Origin of the sequence: Streptomyces sp. 7N604 (assembly GCF_052245475.1) — a bacterium.
In the GTDB taxonomy this organism is placed as follows: domain Bacteria; phylum Actinomycetota; class Actinomycetes; order Streptomycetales; family Streptomycetaceae; genus Streptomyces.
In genome coordinates this window covers 71,550-92,332 of sequence record NZ_JBQQBX010000036.1, presented here as the reverse complement: position 1 = coordinate 92,332, position 20,783 = coordinate 71,550, and the positions used below count along the sequence as shown (strand labels likewise).

General features: G+C 73.2%; 16 protein-coding genes. 5 read left to right on the top strand and 11 right to left on the bottom strand.

The genetic code is table 11. The features are described 5' to 3' along the window. The first annotated feature begins 62 nt into the window (after positions 1 to 62). Entirely contained in the window at positions 63 to 869 is an 807-nt protein-coding gene (locus ACTWP8_RS32065) for a class I SAM-dependent methyltransferase (protein WP_443325581.1), read from the top strand. 145 nt (positions 870 to 1,014) lie between these two features. Here ACTWP8_RS32065 and ACTWP8_RS32060 read toward each other — a convergent pair whose 3' ends face one another. Continuing rightward, complete coding sequence (locus tag ACTWP8_RS32060) at positions 1,015 to 1,869, bottom strand: helix-turn-helix domain-containing protein (RefSeq protein WP_443325580.1); 855 nt, start codon at positions 1,867 to 1,869, stop codon at positions 1,015 to 1,017. A gap of 210 nt (positions 1,870 to 2,079) precedes the next feature. On the opposite strand from ACTWP8_RS32060, the gene ACTWP8_RS32055 reads away from it, so the two are divergent. Next, entirely contained in the window at positions 2,080 to 3,111 is a 1,032-nt protein-coding gene (locus ACTWP8_RS32055; protein WP_443325579.1) for an aldo/keto reductase, read from the top strand. A gap of 30 nt (positions 3,112 to 3,141) precedes the next feature. On the opposite strand, the gene ACTWP8_RS32050 is transcribed toward ACTWP8_RS32055, so the two are convergent. From ACTWP8_RS32050 to mshD, 6 genes are all read right to left on the bottom strand, one after another. After that, entirely contained in the window at positions 3,142 to 3,573 is a 432-nt protein-coding gene (locus tag ACTWP8_RS32050; RefSeq protein WP_443325578.1) for a DUF2267 domain-containing protein, read from the bottom strand. A gap of 125 nt (positions 3,574 to 3,698) precedes the next feature. Beyond that, positions 3,699 to 4,121 (bottom strand): Hsp20/alpha crystallin family protein, encoded by a 423-nt coding sequence (locus ACTWP8_RS32045; RefSeq protein ID WP_443325577.1) that lies wholly within the window; start codon positions 4,119 to 4,121, stop codon positions 3,699 to 3,701. 176 nt (positions 4,122 to 4,297) lie between these two features. After that, positions 4,298 to 4,747 carry an NUDIX hydrolase gene (locus ACTWP8_RS32040; RefSeq protein WP_443318157.1) on the bottom strand — a complete coding sequence of 150 codons (450 nt, stop codon included), beginning with the start codon at positions 4,745 to 4,747 and terminating at the stop codon, positions 4,298 to 4,300. Further along, entirely contained in the window at positions 4,747 to 6,858 is a 2,112-nt protein-coding gene (locus tag ACTWP8_RS32035) for a CHAD domain-containing protein (RefSeq protein WP_443325576.1), read from the bottom strand. Before ACTWP8_RS32035 ends, ACTWP8_RS32040 begins: the two co-directional genes overlap by 1 nt. Next, positions 6,839 to 9,169 (bottom strand): RNA degradosome polyphosphate kinase, encoded by a 2,331-nt coding sequence (locus tag ACTWP8_RS32030; protein ID WP_443325575.1) that lies wholly within the window; start codon positions 9,167 to 9,169, stop codon positions 6,839 to 6,841. The genes ACTWP8_RS32035 and ACTWP8_RS32030 overlap by 20 nt, the downstream gene beginning before the upstream one ends. Before the next feature lie 826 nt (positions 9,170 to 9,995). Then, positions 9,996 to 10,973, bottom strand: a complete 978-nt coding sequence (mshD, locus tag ACTWP8_RS32025) for a mycothiol synthase (RefSeq protein WP_443325574.1) — start codon at positions 10,971 to 10,973, stop codon at positions 9,996 to 9,998. Positions 10,974 to 11,215: 242 nt separating this feature from the next. Here mshD and ACTWP8_RS32020 point away from each other — a divergent pair, with 242 nt between their 5' ends. Beyond that, entirely contained in the window at positions 11,216 to 13,036 is a 1,821-nt protein-coding gene (locus ACTWP8_RS32020) for a bifunctional metallophosphatase/5'-nucleotidase (protein WP_443325573.1), read from the top strand. 141 nt (positions 13,037 to 13,177) lie between these two features. Beyond that, positions 13,178 to 14,596: an RtcB family protein gene (locus ACTWP8_RS32015; RefSeq protein ID WP_443325572.1), complete on the top strand. Its 1,419-nt coding sequence runs from the start codon at positions 13,178 to 13,180 to the stop codon at positions 14,594 to 14,596. 63 nt (positions 14,597 to 14,659) lie between these two features. Here ACTWP8_RS32015 and ACTWP8_RS32010 read toward each other — a convergent pair whose 3' ends face one another. Further along, positions 14,660 to 15,127: an archease gene (locus ACTWP8_RS32010; RefSeq protein ID WP_443325571.1), complete on the bottom strand. Its 468-nt coding sequence runs from the start codon at positions 15,125 to 15,127 to the stop codon at positions 14,660 to 14,662. A 159-nt stretch (positions 15,128 to 15,286) separates the two neighbouring features. Here ACTWP8_RS32010 and ACTWP8_RS32005 point away from each other — a divergent pair, with 159 nt between their 5' ends. Beyond that, on the top strand, positions 15,287 to 16,597 hold the full coding sequence (locus ACTWP8_RS32005) for an LmeA family phospholipid-binding protein (protein WP_443325570.1): 1,311 nt from the start codon (positions 15,287 to 15,289) through the stop codon (positions 16,595 to 16,597). 133 nt (positions 16,598 to 16,730) lie between these two features. Here the strand turns inward: ACTWP8_RS32005 and ACTWP8_RS32000 are convergent, their stop codons facing one another. The 3 genes from ACTWP8_RS32000 to ACTWP8_RS31990 all read right to left on the bottom strand — a co-directional run bounded on the left by ACTWP8_RS32000 (position 16,731) and on the right by ACTWP8_RS31990 (position 20,580). After that, on the bottom strand, positions 16,731 to 18,200 hold the full coding sequence (locus ACTWP8_RS32000; protein ID WP_443325569.1) for a sensor histidine kinase: 1,470 nt from the start codon (positions 18,198 to 18,200) through the stop codon (positions 16,731 to 16,733). Further along, positions 18,197 to 19,045 (bottom strand): response regulator transcription factor, encoded by an 849-nt coding sequence (locus ACTWP8_RS31995; RefSeq protein ID WP_443325568.1) that lies wholly within the window; start codon positions 19,043 to 19,045, stop codon positions 18,197 to 18,199. The genes ACTWP8_RS32000 and ACTWP8_RS31995 overlap by 4 nt, the downstream gene beginning before the upstream one ends. 497 nt (positions 19,046 to 19,542) lie before the next feature. Beyond that, entirely contained in the window at positions 19,543 to 20,580 is a 1,038-nt protein-coding gene (locus ACTWP8_RS31990; RefSeq protein WP_443325567.1) for a S1C family serine protease, read from the bottom strand. Between the last annotated feature and the right edge of the window lie 203 nt (positions 20,581 to 20,783).

Here is a 20,783-nt window from a genome sequence, read left to right as displayed (position 1 = left end):
GGAAAAGGACTCCCCACAACCGGCTGGGCGGAGGGGGTTGGGGGGCCCTTACGCTCTTGGGTATGGCCGTCCGCATTCCGCATCAGCGCCCCGTTGGGACGGTGACCCGTGGGACGACCAATCCCAATCGGCTGCGGCGGATGGACCGGTGGATCGCCGCCGTGCACGGCGGCGCCGTGAGGCGCGGTCGGGAGGCGGTCGCCGTCGATCTCGGGTATGGGGCCGCGCCCTGGACCGCCGTGGAGCTGCTCGCGCGGCTGCGGACCGTACGCCCCGACGCGCGCGTGGTCGGGATCGAGATCGACCCGGCCCGCGTCCAGGCGGCCCGCCCCTACGAGCGTGACGGCCTCGTCTTCGCGCACGGCGGCTTCGAGGTCCCCCTCCCCGGCGGCCACCGCCCCGTGCTGATCCGGGCCGCCAACGTGCTGCGCCAGTACGACGAGACCGAGGTCCGGGCCGTATGGGAGCGGCTGTGCGGGCGGCTCGCGTCCGGCGGGCTGCTCGTCGAGGGGACGTGCGACGAGATCGGGCGGCGGCACGTATGGGTCGCGCTCGGACCCGAGGGGCCGCGTACGGTCACCTTCGCGACCCGGCTCGGGTCGCTCGTACAACCCTCGGACCTGGCCGAACGGCTGCCGAAGGCACTCATCCACCGGAACGTGGCCGGTGAGCCCGTGCATGCGTTTCTGCGGGACTTCGACCGGGCGTGGGCGGCCGCCGCGCCGCTCGCTCCGCTCGGCGCGCGGCAGCGCTGGGTCCGGGCCGTCCGCGACCTCGCGGCCGACTGGCCGCTGGACGGCGGGCCGAATCGCTGGCGCCAGGGGGAGGTCACCGTCCGCTGGGAAGCCCTGGCGCCGCGCGGCGGCTGAGAGCTTCACCTGCACCCGCAGGGGCGGCCGGGATCACCCCGCCGTCGCAGCCGCCCTGGAGGAACTGCGCCGCGCCGCCCCGACCGCGGTCGCCTGACCTGTGCGCGACAGCGACACGTGCGCGACCGGCGCTCGGCCGCAGCTCCTAACCGGCCCGCGCCGCCAGCGCCGTATCCGTCAGCCGCGCCAGCTCGCGCAGCGCCTCGGCCGTCGGTGAGCCCGGCTCCGCCGTGTACGTGCACAGCGCCTGCTCCGGATCCCCCGGGAGCCGGAAGGTCTCGTACGAGATCACCAGCTCGCCGACCAGCGGGTTCATGATCCGCTTGATGCCGTTGAGGCGCTCCTGGACCGCCTGTGCGTCCCAGTGGCGCCGGAAGTCCGCGCTCCGCTCCTGCAGCTCGGCGATGACGGCGCGCAGCCCCGGATCGTCGGGATACCGGCCGACCTCCGCGCGCAGCGAGGCCACGGTCTCCTGCGCGCCCTGTTCCCAGTCCGGGTACAGCTCCTTGGCGGCGGGGTGCAGGAAGATCAGCAGGGCCCCGTTCCGCTCGCCCTCCGGGACCGCGTCGATGTCGAAGGAGACCCGCCCGGCCAGCCGGTTCCAGGCCAGGATCTCCATGCCGCGGCCGTAGATCATGGCCGGGACGGTGCCGTCCATCGCGTCCAGCAGTTGCCGGATCTCCGGGCGGACCCGTTGGGTGCCATGCGCACCGCCCCGCCGCGGCAGCGTGATGTTGCGCAGATACGTGTGCTCGGCCGGCGTCATCCGCAGCGCCCGCGCGATCGCGTCCAGCACCGAGTCCGAGATGTTGCGGCTGCGGCCCTGCTCGATCCGCGTGTAGTAGTCGACGCTTATCCCCGCGAGCTGGGCGACTTCCTCGCGGCGCAGACCGCGCACCCGGCGGCGCGAGGGGCCGTCCGGCAGCCCCAGCTCGGCGGGGGCGAGCGCGGCGCGCCGGGCCTTCAGAAACGAGCCGATCTCCGGTTCCGGGTCCACCATCGTTCCATTGTCCTGGACGGGACCCGCCACGTACCGGGAACGGGCGACCCCCGGCAGGCTCCCCGGAGGGACCCGCCGCCCGCTCGAGCCGCTCAAGGTGGCCCTGGCAGACCCCGGTTGAACCGGGCCTGGTGCGTGCCACCCCGGCGCCGGAGTGTGGTTCATGAAGAGCGCGCACCCGCGTACCGGCGTACGAAAGGCGAGACCCCCATGAAGCGCAGGATCCTCGGTGGCACCGGCATCTCGGTCAGCGAATACGCGCTGGGCGCGATGATGTTCGGCGCCTGGGGCAACCCCGATCACGACGAGTCGGAACGGATCATCCACCGCGCCCTGGATGCGGGCATCAATTTCGTGGACACCGCCGACGTCTACAGCCAGGGCGAGTCGGAGGAGATCGTCGGCAAGGCCGTCAAGGGCCGCCGCGACGACGTCGTGCTCGCCACGAAGGGCCACGGCTCGATGGGCGACGACCCCAACCGGGGCGGGAACTCCCGGCGCTGGATCACCCGCGCCGTCGAGGACAGCCTGCGCCGCCTGGGCACCGACCACATCGACCTCTACCAGATCCACCGTCCCGACCCCACCACGGACATCGACGAGACCCTGTCCGCGCTCTCCGACCTCGTACGGGCGGGCAAGATCCGCGCCATCGGCCACTCCACCTTCCCGGCGGAGCAGATCGTCGAGGCGCAGTGGGCCGCGGAGCGGCGCGGCCACGTCCGCTTCCGCACGGAGCAGCCGCCGTACTCGATCCTCGCCCGCGGCGTGGAGGCCGCGGTGCTGCCGACCGCCCAGCGGTACGGGCTCGGCGTGCTGACCTGGGGCCCGCTGAGCGCGGGCTGGCTCTCCGGCAAGTACACGAAGGCGGCGGACGTCGACCTGGCGCCGGGGAGCGGGCGGGCCGCCCTCGAGCAGCACAAGTTCGACCCGTCGCTGCCGGGCAACGCCGCCAAGCTGGAGGCCGTGGGGCAGCTGACGAAGCTGGCGGCCGAGGCGGGGCTGAAGCTCCCGCACCTGGCGGTCGCGTTCGTACGGGCACACCCGGCGGTCACGTCCGTGATCATCGGCCCGCGGACGTCCGCGCACCTCGAGGACCTGCTGGAGGCCGCGGACACCGAACTGAGCCAGGACGTGCTGGACCGGATCGACGAGATCGTGCCGCCGGGCACGGACCTCAACCGGGACGACAGCTACTACCTGCCGCCCGCGCTCTCCGACAAGGCGCTCCGGCGGCGCTGAGCCGCCGGAACGGCCCCGGGGAGGCCGGGCTCAGACGAGCTCGGCCTCGCCCTGAACCGCGAGATCACGCGCGGGCATGAGCTGCACGCGGCCGAACAGCAGGGCGTACCCGGGCGGGAGCCGGTGGATCATGCGCTCCAGGAGATCGTCGCCCGCCAGGTCCGCCACCACGCTCAGCACCGAGCCGACGTCCCACCGGGCGGTTGCCGCGGTGGCGCCCGGGATCCTGGCGGCGACGTTGTCGACGAACTCCGCCGCGGTCAGCGGCTTCACGGCGGGGATCTGGCCGACCAGGACCGTGGCCGCCTCGGGCGGCAGGCGTCGGGCCAGTTTCACCTGCTCAGGCCCGGTCACATGGCCACCGAGGGCGGACAGCACGATGCGGGCGATCCGCTCGGCCTCCTTCCTGGTGGGGTACTGCCCGCGCTCGCGCACGGTGTCCACGAAGTCGCTCCACCGCATGGGTTGGCTCCCTCCCTGTTCTCCTGGCTCAGCCCTGTTCAGCGCTCGCGCTCTCCCAGTCGGCGCTGCGGGTCGGCTGCGGCCGGCTGCCGGTCACCTGCTTCCGGCAGCCGGCCGCAGGCCGGTCAGCTGCTGATCTGCTTCGGCGCGCTGCCGCCGGCGATCTGGATCTTCCGCGGCTTCGCCTGCTCGGCGACCGGGATGCGGACCGTCAGCACACCGGCGTCGTACGAGGCGTCGATCCGCTCGGTGTCGAGGCTCTCGCCGAGGAAGAGCTGCCGGCTGAACGAACCCGCAGGGCGCTCTGCTGCGATCAGCTCGGCACCTTCGGGTGCCGGCGAGCGGCGCTCGGCGCGGACGGAAAGAACGTTGCGCTCGACGTCGAGGTCGATCGTCTCGGGGTCGACGCCCGGGAGGTCGAACTGGACCACGAACTCGTCGCCCGAGCGGTAGGCGTCCATGGGCATGGTCGCGGGCCGGGCGGCGGTACCGAGCAGCTGCTGGGTGAGGCGGTCGAACTCACGGAACGGGTCGGTACGCATGAGCATCACGGGTCATCTCCTTCCTCGCGGCACTGGTCTGCGATGCCCTTACGACACTTATATAGCTCGGAGGAGAAAAGTTGACAAGCCCTGGCTCATGAAGAGGGGAATGCCTGCTCAGAATGGGTGTCGCCAGCCACGATCGGCCGTTCCGCGGCGATCGGCCGTTCCGCGGCGGACGGTCAGGACGCGTGGAGGTGCAGAGCGTGGAGGAGGTCGTCCACGAGGGCCCGGTCGCGCTCGTGGGTGAGGCGCAGCCGGGCCGCGGACGGCGGCAGCCAGACCAGCCAGTCCACCTCGCGGTTCGGCACGAAGGCGCCGCCCGTGGCCTCGGCGGCCCAGTACGACACCTCTTTGGGCCGCCCGTTCGCCAGATAGTGCGCGGTGGGCAGGCGCGCGCCGGGCTCGCAGTCGTAGCCCGTCTCCTCGTACACCTCGCGCAGCGCGCCCCGCAGCGGGTCCTCGCCGCGCTTGAGCTTGCCCTTCGGGTGCGACCAGTCGTCGTACTTCGGCCGGTGCACCAGCGCGATCTCGACCGGCTCGGTGTGCTGCCCCTCGCGCGGGGTGCGCCGCCACAGGACGCACCCCGCCGCCCGCACCGTCCTGGTCCCGGCCCTCGTCCCGTCCGCCATCAGGCGTTCACCGCCAGCCGCTCCCAGAGCCGGCCGAAGGCGTACCGGGCCGCCTCGACGTCGTACCGCTGGTCCGCGTGGAGCACGCCGAGCGCGTACGCCGTCGCCGGGGCGATCCTCGGCGTACGGGCCGCGGCGGCGGCAGCGGCCGCGGCCTCCGCGGCGTCGCGGTGCCGGTCGAGGGCCTGGGCCGCGCTCCGCAGCCGCACGCTCAGCACCGCGGACTCGTCGTCGGCACCGGCCTCCGCCGCGCCGCCCGCCGAGTCCAGCACCTCCTGCGCGTACCGGCGCAGCCGCACCAGCAGCCGCACCTGATGCCAGGGGGCGTCCTGCTGCTCGGTGGCGGGCGGCGCGTCGGCCGCGGCGGTGGCGGCGAGGCCGTGGGCGAGAGCCTCCGCGTTGTACGGGTGCCCGGCCCGGTGGAGCGGCAGCGCCTCCACCGCTTCCACCAGCCGCCGGTGCACCACGTCGACCAGCGGTCCGAGCACCTTGTCCGCCGGTCCATCGGCGGCCGCTGCGTCGAGCGGTGCCTCGGAGGCCAGGACGGCGACGGCGTCGGCGACCGCGTGGAAGCGGGAGGAGCCGAGCGCCTGCAGCGCGGCGGAGTGCGCACGCGTCCGCGCGAGCGTCAACTGCCGCTCCAGCAGCGCCCCGGCGCGCGCGGCCCCGACGGTGAGCGTGCCGGGCGCGGGCGTCGCGCCGCTCCGCGGCGGCGCGGATTCCGCGCCCGAGGCGCTCTCGCCCTGGCGGTCGGCACCGGACAGCGAGACCCGCGCACGGGCGCCGGAAGCCCCGCGCCGCCCGGCGGACGGACTGTCGGCCGGTTTCCCCGGCGAGCCGCGGTCCGCGCTCGCGGGCTCCACGGCCTCATCGGCCGGGCCGCGGCCGCGGGACGCGGCGCGCGCCCCGGAAGCAGCACGCTGCGCGGCGGGCTCGCCGTCAGCGGGGTTCCGCGGCGAGCCCCGGTCCGGGCGCCCGGCGTCGTCGTCACCCGGCAGCCCTTCGGCCTCGCCGGGGGTCGTGGGCACGGAGGCCTGGGCGCGCGTGCCGCGGTTGATCCGCTGCGCGGACACGCGGCCGCGGGCGGCCCTGCGGCCGGAGTCGCCCGGCGTACGGTGCCCCGCTGCGGCTTGGGGCTGCGCAACGCTGCCGTCCACGTCGGAGACGCTGTTCGCGCGGTCGGTGCCCGACTCGGGCTGCGCGGCTGCCTGGCCGTCGCCCCGCCGGGACTCTCCCGGCCCCGCCGCCACACCCGACCCGGGCTCCGCGGGATCCCCCTCCGCGGCCTGCTCCGCGCCCCGGGCCGGGACGTGGCCACCGCCAGGCGTGTGCTCCTGATCGCCGGGCTCCGGCCGGGCCTCCGACGTGCTCTCCGCAGGCCGCGTGCCCGGCTGGGCGAGGCGAGGCGTGTGGTCGTGGGGGCGGCGGCGGCCCTGCCCCTGTCCGTCCGCCCTCGTGGCCGCGCCGGACGGCGCGGTCCCCGCCCCCGCGGGCTGTGCCCCGCCGTCGAAGAGGTCGTACAGGACCGCGTCCGTGCGCGGGGCCGACTCCGCGCCCGAGAGGCGGTGCAGGGCGGAACGGAGGCGGGTCAGGCGGGCGGAGTACGCGTGCTCGCGGGCGAGCACGCCCGACAGCCAGGCCAGTTCGGCGCGGAGCGGGTCCGCCCACGCCGGGTCGGTCAGCGGCCGGAAGGTGTGCAGCGCGCCGCTGATCCGCCGCGCGGAGCGGCGCAGTTGGCGGTCCGCCTCGACGGCCTCCTCCGCGTCGCCGCTCTCGCGGTGCAGCCGCAGGCTGCGCAGGAAGTCCGCGGCCTGCGCATGCAGATATCCCGCGAGCACGTCCCCCGCGGTGAGGGCGGCGGGAGGGCGTTCCACGAGTACGCGGCCGCCACGGTCCGGTGCACCGGCCGCGGCGCCGACTCCCCCGTCGGCCCCCGCACCGGCTCCGTCGCCGCCCCCGGCCCGGGACTCGTACGGCTCACGTGGCTCCTGCGGCTCAGGCGCCTCGCGCGTAGACCGGCGGTCCGGTCCCAGCCGGGCCGCGGGCTCTGGCCAGGGCGAGCCGCCCCCGTCCCCGTAGCCGCCCGCAGGGTCAAGATGTCGCTGGGCCACGCCGGCGCCTCCGGGCGTCGATGAGCATTTCCTGCACGTTCCGCAGCGCCTGTCCGTCCGCATCCACGGCGTGCCGCGTCCAGTCGCCGTCCGGGCCGAGATGCCAGGAGGCGGTGTTGTCCGACATACCGGTCTCGAGGAGCCGGCTGAGGGCCGCCCGGTGGGCGGGGTCGCTCACCCGCACCAGCGCCTCGATACGACGGTCCAGGTTCCGGTGCATCATGTCGGCGCTGCCGAGCCAGACTTCGGGTTCGCCGCCGTTCCCGAAGGCGAAAACCCGCGAGTGCTCGAGGAAGCGCCCGAGCACGCTCCGTACCCGTATGTTCTCGGACAGGCCCGCGACGCCCGGGCGCAGCGCGCAGATGCCGCGCACCCACACGTCCACGGGCACGCCTGCCTGCGCGGCCCGGTAGAGGGCGTCGATGACGGCCTCGTCGACCATCGAGTTGACCTTGACACGGATGTACGCGTCGCGCCCGGAGCGGTGGTTCGCCGCCTCCTTGTTGATCCGCTGGATCAGGCCGTCGCGCAGCGATCTCGGCGCGACGAGCAGGCGGCGGTAGGTCTCGCGGCGCGAGTAGCCGGACAGCCGGTTGAACAGGTCGGAGAGGTCGGCCCCGACCTGCGGATCGGCGGTCAGCAGCCCCAGGTCCTCGTACAGCCGGGCGGTCTTCGGGTGGTAGTTGCCGGTCCCGACGTGGCTGTAGCGGCGCAGGGTCTCGCCCTCCTGCCGCACGACGAGCGACAGCTTGCAGTGCGTCTTCAGCCCCACCAGGCCGTAGACGACATGGCAGCCTGCCTCCTCCAGCTTCCGCGCCCACTTGATGTTGGCCTGCTCGTCGAAGCGCGCCTTGATCTCGACGAGGACCAGCACCTGCTTGCCGGACTCCGCGGCGTCTATCAGGGCGTTCACGATCGGCGAGTCACCGGAGGTCCGGTAGAGCGTCTGCTTGATCGCGAGCACGTCGGGGTCGTCCGCGGCCTGCTCGAGGAAGGCCTGGACGGAGGTCGAGAACGAGTCGTACGGGTGGTGCAGCAGCACGTCCCGCTCTCGCAGCGCCGCGAAGATGTCGGGGGCCTGCGCGGACTCGACCTCGGCGAGGTCGCGGTGGGTGCCCGCCACGAACTTCGGATACTTCAGCTCGGGGCGGTCGAGCTTCACGAGGCCGAAGAGGCCGGTGAGGTCGAGCGGGCCGGGCAGCGGGTGCACCTCGGCCTCGGTGATCTTCAGCTCCCGGACCAGGCGGTCCAGGACCTTGGGGGCCATGGACTCCTCGACCTCGAGGCGGACCGGCGGCCCGAAGCGCCGCCGCATGAGCTCCTTCTCCAGGGCCTTGAGGAGGTTCTCCGCGTCGTCCTCCTCCACCTCCAGGTCCTCATTGCGGGTGACCCGGAACATGTGGTGGGCGAGCACCTCCATCCCCGGGAACAGCTCCTCCAGGTGTGCCGCGATCACGTCCTCCAGCGGTACGTACCGCTGCGGCGACGCCTCGAGGAAACGGGACAGCAGCGGCGGCACCTTCACCCGCGCGAAGTGCTCGTGGCCGCTGACCGGGTTCCTGACCACGACGGCGAGGTTGAGGGAGAGGCCCGAGATGTACGGGAAGGGGTGCGCCGGGTCCACCGCAAGGGGGGTCAGCACGGGGAAGATCTGCTGGCGGAAGAGGGTGAACAGGCGAGCCTGCTCCTTCTCCGTCAGGTCCGGCCAGCGGATGAGGTGAATGCCCTCGTCGGCGAGCGCGGGCAGCACGTCCTGCTGGAAGCAGGCCGCGTGCCGGGCCATGAGCTCGCGCGAGCGGGTCCAGATCAGGTCCAGGACCTCACGGGGCTGCAGGCCGGAGGCGGAGCGGGTGGCCACACCGGTCGCGATGCGGCGCTTCAGGCCCGCGACCCGGACCATGAAGAACTCGTCGAGGTTGCTCGCGAAGATCGCCAGGAAATTGGCCCGCTCCAGGAGCGGGGTCGCCGGGTCCTCGGCGAGCTCCAGCACCCGCTCATTGAAGGCCAGCCAGCTGCGCTCGCGGTCCAGGAAGCGGCCCTGCGGCAGCTCACCGTCCTGACCGTGGTCGTCGTACCCGTCCAGATCGGCGTCGAGGTCGGGCTCGAGATCGGAGGCGACCGCGGCCACGGTGGCGGGGCGGTGCGCGGCGATGGACCCGACCGAGGGCTGCACGTGCTGGACCGGTGCCGGAGCGCTGGAGTCGTTCATGTCCTCATTGTTCCGCGCTGCGGCCCGGAAGGGCGCATCTGAAATGGGGGGAGGGGCGGCTCGTAGCCGTGGCGTGGGGTCGGTCGGCACAGCGTGCTGCATTCAGTGATGCTCGCAAGCGAGTCTGAATCACCGGTAACGCGAACATGGCGGACAGGCAATCGCGCCACTGCGCGCGGATGGCGGGCCCCTCGCCACGGCGGCGGAATTCTTTCCCCGCCGCTGCGGGGAATTCTTTCCCGCAGCGCCGGCGAACGACCCTGCGGCGGAAATCCCTTCCCGCCGCGGCAGCGACGGCCCTGCGGCCAAATCTCCTTCCCGCCGCAACGGCGAACGGCCACCACACAGCGCAGACCGGCGGCACCAAGCCGCCCCCAGGCGAAATCGCCACAGCACCCGCGCCGAGACCGCACGACACCCCGCCGAACCACACTGCAGAACTTCCCGCCCCCGCGCCAGGCAAGAATTTCCGCCGCAACGGCGAACGGCCACCACGACGCAGACCGGCGGCGCCGAGCCGACCCCAGGCGGATCGCCATGGCACCCGGGCCGAGGCCGCTTGGCACCGCCGGACAACACCGCGGGACTTCTCACCGCTGCGGCGGGAAAGGATTCCGCGGCGGGTGGCACCGGCGATGCCGAGCCGGCCCCAGGCGAATCGCCACAGCACCCGGGCCGAGGCCGCACGACACCCCGCCGAACCACACCACGGAACTTCCCGCCCCACGGCAGGCAAAAATTTCCGCCGCAACGGCGAACGGCCACCACGGCGCAGACCGGCGGCGCCGAGCCGCCCCCAGTGGATCGCCATAGCCGAGACCGCACGGCACCCGCCGAACCACGCCGCGGGGCTTCCCGCCCCCGCGGCGGGAAAGGATTTCCGCCGCGGGGGCGAACGGATCGCCCGTACAGCCCGGGCCGGAGGCCGTTAGGTTTCGGTGCGGTACATCAGGTCCGTCTCGTGCGTCGTGAAGCCCAGCCGGTCGTAGACCGTCACCGCCGGAACATTGTCCGCGTCCACGTAGAGCATCGCGGTCGGCAGGCCCTCCGCCGCCAGGTGCCGGAGGCCGATCGCGGTGAGGGCCTTGCCGAGGCCGCCGCCCTGGGCGCCGGGGACGACGCCCAGGACGTACACCTCGCCCAGCTGCTCCGCCGCATGGACCTTCGTCCAGTGGAAGCCGGCGATCCGCTCGCCCTCCGCCTCCCGCCCCGGCTCCCCCCGCCCCGGCTCCTCCCGCACCGCGAGGAAGAACCCCCGCGGGTCGAACCACGGCTCCGCCTTGCGGTCGTCCAGGTCCCGCTGCGTGAGCGACCCCTGCTCGGGGTGGTGGGCGAAGGCGGCGGCGTTGGCGGCCAGCCACGCCGCGTCGTCCTCCCCCGGACGGAAGGTCCGTACGGTCACACCCTCCGGCAGCACCGGCTCCGCGAGCGCGAGACCCGCGAGCGGCCGCCGCATCTGCCGCAGCTCCCGGAACAGCGAGAGGCCGAGCACCTGCGCCAGGTGCCGCGCCGCCGGGTGACCGCCGTGCGCCCACAGCCGCAGCCGCTTGCCCGACGCCTCGAGCAGCGCGCTGCCGAGCGCCCGCCCGTGCCCGCGGCCGCGGTGCTCGGGGTCCACGACCAGCTCGGCCGCCGGCGCCTCGACCGGGTCGGTCTCCTCCAGCTGCGCGTAACCGGCGAGCACGCGGCCGCCCTCCCCGTCGTCCTCGTGCAGCAGCAGGTGGCGTACGCCCTCGCGGGGGCCGCCGCGCAGCTGCAGCCGGCCCTGCTCGGACACCGCCTGCTGCCCGTCGACCCGGGCCGCCCGCGCCAGCAGCTCCAGCACGTCCCGCACCGCCTCGGGCGCCAACTCGTCGAGGATCTCGACCCTGCGCGCGGCGCCCGTACCGTCCACCACGTAGCTCATGCCCTGAGCCTACGACTCGGTGCCCGCGACGTGGACCATCCGGATGAGGGCGGGGTTCCGCGCCTGCGGCCGCCCGGCGCCCGGCGCGGGGCGCCGGCAGCGCCCCGCGCCACCCCGCCGCAACGCGCTCGTTACTTCAACACTCCTGACACGCTACGCGCGTTGACCGTAGGCTGCCCCCACTTGGAGACCACCCAAAGACCCATACCTCCACTCATCTCGCTGTCCACGAAGGGGAACTCATGCCAGCGACACCTCAACGGCGCTGTGCCGTACGCCGGTTGACCACCGGTGCGGCCGTGCTCGCTGCCGCGGCCGGTGTGCTGTCGGCCGCGATTCCGGCCGGGGCCGAGAGCGGCGCCCGGCCCGGCGACGCCCACGCCTCCGGCCACGGCCGCACCGTCGACGTGCAGTTGCTCTCCTTCAACGACTTCCACGGCAACCTCGAACCCCCGGCCGGCTCCTCGGGGCAGGTGACGGAACAGCACCCGGACGGCAGTACGGAGAAGATCGACGCGGGCGGCGTCGAATACCTCGCCACCGCGCTGCGCACCGCCCGCGAGGACCACCGCTACAGCGTCACCGCCGCCGCGGGCGACATGATCGGCGCGAGCCCGCTGCTCTCCGGCCTCTTCCACGACGAGCCGACCATCGAGGCGATGAACAAGCTCGACCTCGACGTCAGCGGCGTCGGCAACCACGAGTTCGACGAGGGCCGCAGGGAACTCGAGCGCATGCAGAAGGGCGGCTGCCACCCCAAGGACGGCTGCTACGAGGACGGCAAGGTCTTCGAGGGCGCCGACTTCCCCTACCTCGCCGCCAACGTCACCGACGAGAAGACCGGCAAGCCGATCCTCAGGCCGTACACGGTCTGGGAGCGGCACGGCGTGAAGATCGGGTTCATCGGCGTGACCCTGGAGGGCACCCCGGACATCGTCTCCGCCGAAGGCGTCAAAGGCCTGAAGTTCCACGACGAGATCGAGACCGTCAACACGTACGCCAAGAAGCTGGACCGGCTCGGTGTGAAGTCGATCGTCGCCCTCATCCACGAGGGCGGGGCGCCCGCCTCCACCGCGTACAACTACGACTGCGACAGCCCCGGCCCCGGCGACGGCGTCTCGGGCCCGATCACCGACATCGCCAAGGGCATCACGCCGAAGGTCGACGCGCTGGTCACCGGCCACACCCATCAGGCGTACGTGTGCACCGTCCCGGACCCGGCGGGGCAGCCGCGCATGGTCACGTCGGCGTCCTCGTACGGCAAGCTCTACACCGACACGACGCTCACCTACGACCGCCGCACCCGCGACATCGTGCGCACGAGCGTCGCGTCCGCCAACCGCGTCGTACGCCGCGACCAGCCCAAGGCCGCGGACATGACGGCCCTCGTCCAGCGCTGGAACAAGCTGGCCGCGCCGGTCGCGAACCGGCCCATCGGCTACATCTCCGCCGACATCCCCGGCCGCGGCGCCGCGACCCCCGAGTCGCCGCTCGGCGACCTGATCGCGGACGCGCAGCTGGAGGCCATGGCCCCGGCCGACAAGGGCGGCGCGCAGATCGCCCTCATGAACCCGGGCGGGATCCGGTCCGACCTCGTGCACAAGGCGTCGGGCGGCGAGGGCGACGGCGTCGTGACGTACGGCGAGGGCTTCACGGTGCAGCCGTTCACCAACATGATGACCGCGGTCGACCTCACCGGCGCGCAGCTGATCACCGCCCTCCAGCAGCAGGTCAGCGGCCCGAACGAGGCCTCGCCGAAGATCCTTCAGGTCTCTGAGGGCTTCACGTACACGCTGGATCTGACGAAGTCGGGCGCTGCCAGGGTGGTGACGGACTCGGTGAAGCTGAACGGTGAGCCGATCGACCAGGCGAAGACGTACCGCGTCGCGATGAACGAGTTCCTGTCGGGCGGCGGCGACGGCTTCCCGGTCCTCAAGGAGGGCGGGAACAAGCTGGTCGGCAAGTCCGACCTGGAGGCGCTGACGGCGTACTTCGCCGCCCACTCCTCGGCGGCCGAACCCCTGTCCCCGCCGAAGGCGGACCGCATCACGGTCCTGAAGTAGTGAAGTAGCCGACCGTCCGCCTGCGGCGCCCTGGGCACCCAGCGCCCGATGCGCCGCAGGCGGCGGACACGCATGGGTCGCGCCTTCACGGGAACCTCGTCAAGCACCGAGTGCCAGCGAATCCCATGGACGGACGTCGCCATGGACATCGTCGAGGAAACCCCGCACCGCTTCCGGATCGACCGCCAGGGCCCCATGAGGGTCCCCGGCATCGTGTTCGCCTCCCGCGACCTCCTCCCCGAGGGCGGCGGCGAGGCGCTGCAGCAGGTCGCCAACGTCGCCACGCTGCCCGGTATCGTCACGGCCTCGTACGCGATGCCGGACGTGCACTGGGGCTACGGCTTCCCCATCGGCGGGGTCGCCGCGACCGACATCGAGCAGGGCGGGGTCGTCTCGCCCGGCGGCGTCGGCTTCGACATCTCCTGCGGGGTGCGGCTGCTGGCCGCCGAGCTCACCGCCCGCGACCTGGCGCACGCCGCACTGGACCGCCTGATGGACGGCCTGGACCACGCGACCCCGCGCGGCATGCGGCGCGGCGCGGTCTGGCACCTCTCGGGGCGCGGCCAGCTGGAGAAGGTGCTGGCCGGGGGCTCCCGGTACGCGGTGGAGGCGGGCCACGGCGAGCGCCGCGACCTGGACCGCTGCGAGGACTCCGGCGCGGTCTCCGACGCCGACCCCGGGCAGGTCAGCGAACGGGCCATGGACCGTGGTCTCGGCCAGGTCGGCAGCCTGGGCTCGGGCAACCACTTCCTGGAGGTGCAGCAGGTCGCCGAGATCTACGACGACGCGGCCGCGAAGGCCTTCGGACTGCACCTGGGCCAGGTGTGCGTAATGATCCACTGCGGCTCGCGCGGACTCGGCCACCAGATCTGCACCGACCACGTACGAGCCATGGAAGCGGACATGCCGCGCTACGGGATCGAGGTGCCCGACCGGCAGCTGGCATGCGCACCCGTCGACTCGCCGCGGGGCCGGGCGTACCTGGGAGCGATGGCCGCGGCGGCCAACTACGGCCGAGCCAACCGGCAGCTGCTCGCCGACGCCGCCCGCCACGTCTTCGCCAAGGTCACCGCCGCGCACCTCGAGCTGGTCTACGACGTCTCCCACAACCTCGCGAAGGTGGAGACCCACGCCGTCGAGGGTTCGGAGCGGCGGCTGTGCGTGCACCGCAAGGGCGCCACGCGCGCGCTGCCCCCCGCCCACCCGGATCTGCCGCCCGACCTGCGCCCCTTCGGCCAGCCCGTGCTGATACCCGGGACCATGGGCACGGCCTCGTACGTGCTGACCGGGGTGACCGGCGGGCAGGCCTTCTACTCCACCTGCCATGGGGCGGGGCGGGTGCTCAGCAGACACGCGGCGGTCAAGACGATCCCGGGGAAGCAGCTGCGGGACCGGCTGGAGAGGCAGGGGATCGCGGTGCGCGCCAGCACCTGGAAGGGCCTGGCGGAGGAGACGCCCGAGGCGTACAAGGACGTCCGCGCGGTGGTCGAGACGAGCGAGGCGGCGGGCCTGTGCCGGAGGGTCGCCCGGCTGACCCCGCTGGGCGTGGTCAAGGGCTGAGCCACTGAGCCGGGTGCTGAGCTGGATGCAGGAGCGGGTGCTGAAGCGGGTGCTGAACCGGTTTCAGACGTCCACCGTCACCACGCACGACCACCGCACGTGGTCGCTCGCGAAGTGCAGCCCGTGCAGCGACACCGCCTTCGGCTGCGCACCGACGGCCTCGACGGACTCGGTTCCGGCCACGGCAAGCCGCAGGTCCAGCGTGCCGTCCGTGGCCTGCGGCTCCTCGTCGCCCGGCTCCGCCCCGCCCGCTTCGACCTCGCCGGCCTCGATGTCGACCGGTACGTCACCGTGCACGTCGAGCCGGTAGATCACCTCGTCGAGGACGGCGAGCAGCATGTCCTCGGCGGGCCCTTCGGGGACGGAGACCGTCACGAAGTTGTCGGGCCGCACCCCGGAGACGTCCGCGAAGGACTCCACCAGGCCGAGCACCGCCTCCGCGATGCACTCGTCGCGCGTCGGGGCCCACGCCTCGATACGGATGTCCGCGGTGTGCGGAACCGCGCGGTGGCCGCGTGTCGGCGTCGTCATGAGGACCTCGTCGTCGGGGCCGGGACAGGCTTCCGGGACAGCCTGCCGACAGTGCCTGCGAGTCTAGGTTCGACGGGGGCCGTGTGAAATCGGACGCACTGGCCGAGTAACGACGTCAAAACTTGCGTTCGAGGGCGACTTACGTGATCGGATATCCCGATGCGACCCCCCACACGCATACCCTCACAACAGAATTCGGCCGCTGGCGGCTATGCCCCGCGCCTCTCCGAGACCCTTGAGGTCCCCCGCGTCCGGCCCCCGGCGCCGCGCAACCCGTACGAGGATCTGGCCGCGCTCGCCGAGCCCGAAGAGGACTACGCGGACTCTGCGGATGACGCGGGTTACGGCCACTCGGACGATGACCCGCTCGGCCTCGGGCTCCGGGAGGACGACGACGAGGCCGGGGACGAGTGGGCGCCGCCCGACCACCGCCGTTCGCGCCGCCGCCGCGGCAGATTCGCCGCCCTTCCGGTCGCCGCGAAGGCAGTCGTCGCGGTCCTCGTCGCGGCCGCGCTCCTGACGGTCGCCGACCGCTGGGCCGTGCTCTACGCCGAGCAGCGCGCCCAGGCGAAGCTCAAGGACTCGCTCCACCTCGCCGCCGAACCCGAAGTCACCATCCACGGCTTCCCGTTCCTGACCCAGATGGCGGACAAGCGGCTGGACCGCGTGGATGTCGCCATTCCGGATGTCGCGGCCGACCGGGTCTCGCTCGCGAAGGTGGAGGCGACCGCCGAGGACGTACGGCTCTCCGGCAGCCTGCCCGCCTCCATCCGCGGCGCGCTCATCGGGCGGATGCGGGGCGATGTGCTGCTGTCGTTCGACGACCTGAACCGGGAGCTCGGCTCCTCACAGGTGAAGTTCACCGATATGGGCCACAACTCGGTGCTCGCGGTCGGGAAGCTGCCGGTGGCGGGGCACGAGTTGCGGATGCGGGCCGAGGCGCACATCCGGCGGGTGGGCGGCCGGGGCATCGAGACCGACATCGCGGGAATGCGGCTCGACGTGGCGGACGTGGCCACGTACCGGCCGGGCAAGCGCGCCGGGCTGCAGCTCACCCGCAAGGCGGCGGAGCGGGTCAGGCGCGACATGGCGCAGGCGAAGGCGCTGCTGTCGGTGCCGTCGCTGGCGCAACGGCTCGGTGTGCCGCCGCCGGTCCTGGGGGAGACGCTGCGCAGCGACCAGCGGCTGCACGAGGTGACCGGGGCGCCGCGCTTCGTGGAGAAGGTGATGGGGCTCAACCTCGTCGATGTCGTCGCCGAGCACCCCTGGCTGCTGAAGAAGGTCGGCATCGACCCGGCGCTGGTCGCAGGGCTGATGAAGCTGACACAGCCTCAGCTGTCGGAGCGGCTCTCGCTGGCCTTCGAGCTGCCGGACATGCCGGGGTACGTGCGGCTGCGGGACATCTCGGTCGAGGAGGACGGCATCCGCGTCGACCTGTCCGGCATGGACCTCCCGTTCGGCGACCGTTAGCCCTACCGGCGGACCGGCTGGGGCCACCTACCAGCGGTAGTCGGGGGGAGCCGAGCCGACCGGTCGCCATGAGCCTGGCCGGGAGACGGCACGGCGGCGCCGGGCTCGTCCAGCCGCGGCGGGCAGCCGAGGATCAGCACGCCGGGGGCGGTGTCGCCGCCCCCGGCAGCCGTACGGCGGCCACCGTGCCGCCGCCTACCGCCGAGCGGAGGCCCACCTCGCCGCCCGCCTGCTGGACCGTACGGGCCACGATCGACAGGCCGAGGCCGGAGCCCGGCAGGCTGCGCGCCGAGGGCGCACGCCAGAAGCGCTCGAAGACATACGGCAGTTCGTCGTCCGAGATGCCGGGCCCATGGTCCCGTACGGTCAACTCCCCGCTCTTGAGGGCGACCTCGACCAAACCACCTGAAGGGCTACTGCTGTCTCCCGGGGGACGACCCCCGTAACCCGCGTAACCCGCGTAACCCCCGGAGAATTTCACAGCATTGTCGAGGAGGTTGACCACGGCCCGCTCGAGGGCCGCGGGCTCGCCCCGGACGTACCAGGGGTCGATATCGGCCGTGATCTTCAGACCGGAGCCGCGCAGCCGGACCCGCCGTACGGCCCGCCCGGCGATCTCGTGCAGCGCAACGATGTCCGCGGGCCCGCTCCCGGCCGCCGCGTCCGGCCTGGACAGTTCCTGCAGATCGCCGATGAGCGCAGCCAGCTCGACGACCTGCGCCTTCACCGAGTCCAGCAGCGCGCGCCGGTCCTCGGCCGGGAGCGCACGGCCGGTCTCCTCGCTGCGCACCAGCAGTTCGATGTTGGTACGCAGCGAGGTGAGCGGAGTGCGCAGCTCGTGTCCCGCGTCGGCGATCAGCTGCTGCTGCCGGTCCCGGGACGACGCGAGTGCGGCGGTCATCGAGTTGAACGACCGCGAGAGCCGGGCGATCTCGTCCTCGCCCTCAGCCGGGATACGGACCGCCAGGTCCTCCGTACGCGCCACGTGCTCGACCGCGTCCGTGAGCCGGTCCACCGGCCTGAGCCCGGCCCGCGCGATCCACAGCCCGGCACTCGCCGCACCGATCACGCCTGCCCCGGCGACGAAGGTGAGGACGAGGGCGAGCGTATTGAGGGTGTCGTTGACCTCGGCCAGGGGGCGGGCGACGGACACGGCGGCGTCGGTGCCGCGCAGCGGGGTGGTCAGCACCCGGTACTCGGCGCCGTTCGAGCCCTTGGCGTCGTGCACGGCCTCGGGGGAACTGCCGTTCGCCACGGCCGTGTCGGCGTCCGTCACATTCAGCGACTGCGCGCCCAGGACGACGCAACCGGCGCCGTCGCTCGTCACGACCTGGATCGTCGCCCTGAAGGGGTCGCCGAGACCCTGCTGGGCCTCGGGGGGCGGAGTCGCCCGGCACCGACCGGAGTTGAGCAGCGAGATGACATCGCGGTCGGGGAAGCTGCTGCGGCTCTCCCCGAGGGAGTCGTCGAGCGAATTGATCAGCGCCCGCTGGACCAGGAACCAGCACACCATGGCGCACACCGCCACGGCCACGGCGACCGCGACCGTAGTGAGCAGAGCGAGCCGTGAGCGGAGCGGCAGCCGGCTGAAGCGGCGGATCACGCGGCCCCGCCGTCCCGGCGGGGCCCGCCGTCCCCGCCAGTGCCGCCAGTGCCGCCGGGCCCGCCGGTCCCGCTCTCGGCGACGTCCCCGCCGACCGCGCCGGCTCCGCCGCGCAGCACGTAACCGACGCCGCGCACCGTGTGCACCAGCCGCGGCTCCCCGCCCGCCTCGGTTTTGCGGCGCAGATACATCACGTAGACGTCGAGGGAGTTGGAGCTCGGCTCGAAGTCGAAGCCCCATACGGCCTTGAGGATCTGCTCGCGGGTCAGCACCTGCCGCGGGTGGGAGAGGAACATCTCCAGCAGCGTGAACTCCGTGCGCGTCAGCTCGACCGTCCGCCCGCCCCGCGTGACCTCGCGCGTGGCGAGGTCCATCCGCAGGTCGCCGAACGCCAGCACCCGCCCCTCCGGCTCGGGCACCCCGGCCGCCGAGGCGTACGAGCTGCGCCGCAGCAGCGCGCGGATCCGGGCCAGCAGCTCGTCCAGCTCGAACGGCTTGACCAGGTAGTCGTCCGCTCCGGCGTCCAGGCCGGTGACGCGGTCGCCGACCGTGTCACGCGCGGTCAGCATCAGGATGGGCACGGTCGCGCCGGATGCGCGCAGCCTGCGCGCGGCGGTGAGCCCGTCCATGCGCGGCATCAGCACGTCGAGCACGACGAGATCGGGCTCGTACGCGCCGACCTTCTCGAGCGCGTCGAGACCGTCGAGGGCGAGCGCCGTGCCGTACCCCTCGAACGCGAGGCTCCGCTGCAGCGCCTCGCGCACGGCGGGCTCGTCGTCGACGATCAGGATGCGGTGATCGCGGACGTCGCGATGGTCGCGATGGTCGCCTTCGGCGGGACTCATGGGGGCTGCTACCTCGGGTTGTCTTCTACGAGCGGCTCGGCGCGCGGTGCCGCGGCACGGGCGGGGCGAGGCCTGTGGCCGGGGCGGAACTCTGTGGCCGGCGCGGGCGGTACGGGGTGGTGCGGGGGCTGTGCGGGATGCGGACGCTGCCAGCCTCGCACGCCGAGCGCCCGCGCGGCGCAGCCGCCGCGAGGCACGGGGCATGCGGGCGGCGCAGGCCGCCACTGGCGCAACCCCGGCGCGGGACGCGCGGGTTGCAGGGCGGGCGCGCGGCGCGTGCGGGACATCCCGGTCACGCCTGCGATGGCACCGCACCGACCCGCGCACCTGCGCGGAGCCGCCGGACCCCCGGCCAGGCGCGGCCGCGAACAACGCCCCAGCTCACCACTCCCGGCCGCACGAAGCCGCGACCGAGCGACGGAGCCCCGCAGCCCGCGGAGAGGAACAGAAACGCCGAGGCGGACCGGCCGGCCGTCGGCCAACGGCCAGCCGACGGCTCAGCTGCCGCCACCGCTCCCGCTTCCGCTCCCGCCGTCGCGCAGGTCGTCGAGAATCCGCTTGACCTTGTTGATCGGAATCGCGAAGCCGAGGCCGACGCTGCCCGCGTCGCGGGACTGCGCACCGGCGGCCGACGTCGGCGAGTACATCGCCGAGTTGATGCCGATGATCTCGCCGCGCATGTTGACCAGGGCGCCGCCGGAGTTGCCCGGGTTGAGCGAGGCGTCGGTCTGCAGCGCCTTGTACGTGGTGGTGGACCCGCCCACCTCGCCGTTGTACTGCCCGCCGCCGAACTCGAACGGCCACTGCCCGTCGCCGCCGGGCCCCTGACCCTGCCCCTGGCTCCCCTGACCGTCCTCCTTCTGGACGGTCACGTCGCGGTCGAGGGCGGAGATGATTCCGCTGGTCACGGTCCCGGACAGACCCTCGGGCGACCCGATGGCGACGACCTCGTCACCGACCTTCACCTTGTCGGAGTCGCCGAGCACGGCGGCCCTCAGCCCGCTGACGTCCTGTGCCTTGACCAGCGCCATGTCGAAGTCGGGGTTCGTGCCTACGACTTCGGCGGTAGCGGTCTTGCCGTTGCTGAAGGTGATCTTGATGGAGGAGGCGCCGGAAATGACGTGGTTGTTGGTCAGGATCTCGCCGTCCGAGGTCGTGATGACGCCGGAGCCGGTGGACCGACCGGTCTGCGAGGTCGCGGTGATCTCGACGACGCTCGGGCCGACAGCGGCGGCGACACCGGTGACGGTGCCGCCCGTCGAAACCGACCTCGACGTGGCCGTACCGTTGACCGGGCTTCCGTTGCCGGCCGACCGCCCGGTGAGGTTCTCGGCGAGCAGCGCCGAACCGCCGCCGACCGCGGCCGCGACGATGGCCACCGCGGCGATCAGCGCCACGGGCCTCCGCGCACGCCGATGCCCGCCCGGCGCGGTGCCGGGCACCTGAGGCTCATGAACCGGCGGCGCGGGATGCGAGGCACCGTACGGAGCCGGGCCCGGGCCGTATGGACTGCGAATCACATCGTTGTCGGTCATGCCCTCGACGATGAGCACGCAACATGAGAACTCGCTGAGTACGCCGTGAGAACCCCGGCAGAAGCGCGTATGCCCGGCATAAACACCCTCACCGCAGCCCCGCCCCGAAAGACCGCGACCGCCCCACCGCGGGCGCGCGACGCAAGTGGCCCAGACGCGGCCTCGCGACGTGCGGCGGGCGCGACTGCCCCCGCCGGTGCTTG